Genomic DNA, 1,740 nt, shown 5'->3' with positions numbered 1-1,740 from the left:
GGAGACCGCCAGGGGGCGGGCCCGTCGGACCCGGCCGCCCTGCCGCCCGGCCGGTCGACAGCCGGGGCTTCGCTGACGGCTGAGCAGCGGGTATACGCGGCGGGGCCGTTCAGGCGGTGACGGCGCGGGCCGCGGACACCACCCGCGCCAGGGCGTCCTCCCGGAACAGCGCACGGCCCCGCGCGACGAGGCGGTCCCGCTCGGCGCCGTCCCGCGAGAGCCGCTCGACAGCGCGCAGCAGGGCCGCGGCGTCTGATGTGTGGACCGACACGCCGAGCTGGGCCATGCGCCGTACGCCCGCCTCGCCGTGACCGGGCAGGGGGCGGTGCGCCACCACCGGAAGTCCGGCGGCCAGGGCCTGCACGGCGGTCTGGCCGGCCGCGTTGTCGACCAGCACGCGGACCGCGCCCAGCAGTCCGGCCATGTCGGTGACCCAGTCGAGGACCATCACGCCGGGCACGCGCGCCACGCGCTCCCGCAGACGCTCGTTGCGCCCGCACAGGACGACCGGCAGGAAGCCGGCGCCGGCCAGCCGCCGTGCGGTCGTCTCCATGCCCTCGGCGGCGCCCCAGGCGCCGGCCGAGAGCAGGACGGGTGGGCGACCGGGGGCGTGGTCGTCGAAGCGCCGGCGCCAGAGCGGGGTACCCGCGGCGGGTTCGCGGAAGACGGGCGCCACGACGGGTCCGGTCACCCGGACGGGCACCTCGACGCTCGCGCGTACCTCCCGCGCGGCCCGTTCGGTGAGGCAGAGGTACAGGTCGTTGCCGGGATGCAGCCACTGCCGGTGGACGGCGAAGTCGACGAGCAGGACCACGCTGGGGCAGGGCAGGACGCCGCGCTCCCTGAGGTGACCCGTCAGCTGTGCGGCCAGATGGAAGACGGGGACGACCACGTCGGCGCCCGTCCGCCGCGCGATGCCGGTCAGCCGGGTGGCGGCCAGACGGGCGAGGGGGACGCCGCTGGGGCGGCGCCCCGGTCCGGGGCGCAGGAACACGCGGTAGAGGGCGGCGTAGACCCAGGGGACGTGCCGCACCACCGCCTGGTAGAAGACGCGGAGCGCGGCCCCCGTCCCGAGAGGCAACAACCGCAGCAGGTCGAGGACCTGGACCTGGTGCCCCTGCTCGCGGGCACGGCGGGCGAGCTCGTGGGCCACGGTGTCGTGGCCGGCTCCCATGCCCGCGCTGAGGATCAGCATCCGCAGCGCCTCGTGCTCCGGAGCGGGACGGCGGTGCCGCGAAAGATGTGGGGTACGCACGGGAAGCAGAATGCCCGGATTCCCACACAAGCGACACTTGGTCTACGTTTGGCGGAGAAGATCCAGGTCGTTCGGAGATCGCCCTGCGTCCGATCGCCGATGCGTCCCGGCACCCCTCGGGCATCCTTCCCACCACAGAGGTCCAGCCATGTCCCACGCTCCCCAGGCAGGCACCGGCAACGTCGCGGCCACCCCCGTACGCGGGTCGTGGCCGCGCCCCTCGGCGCAGCGTCCCGCCCCCGGCAGGCGGACGCCCACGGCGGTGGTGACCGGCGCCTCCTCCGGGATCGGCGCCGCGGTGGCGCGTCGTCTGTCGGCCGAAGGGTGGGACCTCGTCCTCAACGGGAGGGACGCGGAGCGCCTGCGGGAGGTCGCACGGCCGACCCGTGCGTCGTACTTCCCGGCCGACCTCACCACGCCCGGGTCGGAGGAGCGGCTGACCGGCTTCGCCCTGGAACGGGTGGGGCGTGTGGACGTGCTGGTGG

The 1,740-nt window shown here is 75.6% G+C and carries 2 protein-coding genes; one reads left to right on the top strand and one right to left on the bottom strand.

Annotation, left to right across the window (positions count from 1 at the left end):
• Window positions 1-109: 109 nt before the first annotated feature.
• Window positions 110-1,195 (bottom strand): MGDG synthase family glycosyltransferase, encoded by a 1,086-nt coding sequence (locus ACOV8S_RS07565; protein WP_448317391.1) that lies wholly within the window; start codon window positions 1,193-1,195, stop codon window positions 110-112.
• A gap of 208 nt (window positions 1,196-1,403) precedes the next feature.
• On the opposite strand from ACOV8S_RS07565, the gene ACOV8S_RS07560 reads away from it, so the two are divergent.
• A partial coding sequence (locus ACOV8S_RS07560; RefSeq protein WP_448316868.1) for an SDR family oxidoreductase occupies window positions 1,404-1,740 on the top strand: 337 nt, incomplete at its 3' end.

The sequence above is a fragment of the Streptomyces sp. CO7 genome, assembly GCF_053474865.1.
The sequence above is the reverse complement of the archived record's forward strand: the minus strand, read 5'-3'. Positions and strand labels throughout refer to the sequence as shown.